This window comes from Sphingobacterium sp. UBA7253, from assembly GCF_002472745.1.
Lineage (GTDB): Bacteria > Bacteroidota > Bacteroidia > Sphingobacteriales > Sphingobacteriaceae > Sphingobacterium > Sphingobacterium siyangense.
The window spans coordinates 1,356-3,163 of the sequence record NZ_DKSP01000196.1 but is presented as its reverse complement, the minus strand read 5'-3'; the positions used below and the strand labels follow the sequence as shown (position 1 = coordinate 3,163).

3 protein-coding genes are annotated in these 1,808 nt (G+C 41.3%); all 3 read right to left on the bottom strand.

Annotation, left to right across the window (positions count from 1 at the left end):
- Positions 1 to 124 precede the first annotated feature (124 nt).
- Positions 125 to 487 (bottom strand): ArsR/SmtB family transcription factor, encoded by a 363-nt coding sequence (locus tag B2X72_RS19665; RefSeq protein ID WP_070569791.1) that lies wholly within the window; start codon positions 485 to 487, stop codon positions 125 to 127.
- A gap of 105 nt (positions 488 to 592) precedes the next feature.
- Complete coding sequence (locus B2X72_RS19660; protein WP_070569793.1) at positions 593 to 1,330, bottom strand: metallophosphoesterase family protein; 738 nt, start codon at positions 1,328 to 1,330, stop codon at positions 593 to 595.
- A 1-nt stretch (position 1,331) separates the two neighbouring features.
- A partial coding sequence (locus B2X72_RS19655; protein WP_286851187.1) for a metallophosphoesterase family protein occupies positions 1,332 to 1,808 on the bottom strand: 477 nt, incomplete at its 5' end.

Below are 1,808 nucleotides of genomic sequence, written 5' to 3'. Positions count from 1 at the left end.
GCCACCTGCGGCACCAAATAGTGCCAACAATGGGCCGATACAACAGAGTGATGAAGCCAAAGCAAGTATTATACCTGATCCTAAAAGTTTTGTATTATTTATTGGTTTGCTCATGTTATCCGGTTTAAAACTCCTTGTTTATTATACTAAAAAACGGTTGGAGCAACTTTAAATGTACTTTATTTAACGAGTAGTAAATAGTTTGGCCTTCCTTTCGAAAATCAACTATGGTGCCATCTTTAAGCTTGCGCAAATGCTGAGAAACCGCCGGAATACTGATTTCAAGTATATCACTGAGATCACAGGGACATAACTGCTTTTCCCGATCGAGCAAGTAAAGCAATTTTAAACGAACATCACTTCCCGCCAAGGACAGAATTGCGGATAATTGGGAAAATGGAACTTCCTTATCCTTCAATTTTTCCTTACACGCTTTGATTTGAACCGGGTCTGCCTTTTCCCGGATACATTGGTTTGCTGTACTCATATTTTAACGATTGCACAAAATTAAAATATCTTAAGCATTTAAGCAAATACTTAAATACTTAAGATCTCCAGATTTCGCTAACCCTGAAATGAATATTTAGCACCATTAATAAGCCAGCCTAAGCATATCGGCTAGGGAAGAAGGCAACAAGCTTTGTTCCAAGGTAATAGCAGCTTTTTCAATATCATAGTCAAAGCGCCTGAATTCTATCTGGATGCTTTCGCTGTTCAAGGCTGAGCTTTCTTCACTAAGCGTGACCAGAACATAACAACCTCTTGGGTCGCCATCTTTGGGTTTGCCTACAGAACCGGTATTGATGACATGTTTGAACTTATTATCGGCGGCCTGGATAACCCTATGATAAGGCTTATGGGAATGTCCTACAAATAACAAGTCGGCGTCAGCTTCCAGCATCATGTCTAAAACATAAGCTTCATCTGTATCAGCCAATACATACTCATCAACCTTTCGTGTACTACCATGCGCCAATACCAGGTTTAACTTATCACTGTTTTGCTGGTATTCTAATTTAATGTGTGCCGGCAGGCTTTTTAAATAAGATCTGTTACCGTCATTGATAATATGGTAAGCATATTTCTTGCCGCCTTCTTTGAGGTCCTGCTCTGTTGTCTCCAGGCCATGAACTTTTAGGTCGTGGTTACCGGCAATGGTCGCAATATTACGCCTGCGAATTTCAGCGATTACTTCATTCGGCCAGATGTGATAACCTATGAGGTCACCCAGGCAATATACGGAATCAGGCTTTTGCTGGTCCATATCCTGAAGCATAGCTTCAAACGCCGGAAGGTTGGCATGTATATCGGAAAAGAATGCGATTTTCATATTAAGCGTTACGAAGCATATCAGCGTATTCATTGGGCAACGGGCTGTCTTCAACAGCTTTAGCAGCCTTTTCTATTTCATAATCAAAGCGGATGAATTCAACCTGGATGCTATCCTTATCTTTTACAGAGCTGTTTTCATTTATCGTAAGTAAAACGTATCCACCGCGCGGATCTGCGTCTTTGGGTTTACCAACCGAACCGATATTGATTGCATGCCTGTAATGAACATCCTCTGTAATTTCAGTAGGAAGAACTCTATGGTAAGGTTTATGTGTATGGCCGAAACACATTACGTCAGCATCTGCTTGTTCCATAATACGCAGCATACTTTTTTCGTCCCGGTCTTCAAATAAATATTCATTTACCTTTCTCGGACTGCCGTGCACGAGCAAAACATTTAGCTTGTCATTATTCAACTGGAACTCCAATCGGATGTGGGCCGGCAAGGTTCTCAGGTAAGCACGCTGCTGGTCCTT

Bases quoted from the DNA above. Each gene is read 5' to 3' on its own strand.
- B2X72_RS19660 (WP_070569793.1), bottom strand. From the start codon at position 1,330: ATGAAAATCGCATTCTTTTCCGATATACATGCCAACCTTCCGGCGTTT.
- B2X72_RS19665 (WP_070569791.1), bottom strand. From the start codon at position 487: ATGAGTACAGCAAACCAATGTATCCGGGAAAAGGCAGACCCGGTTCAA.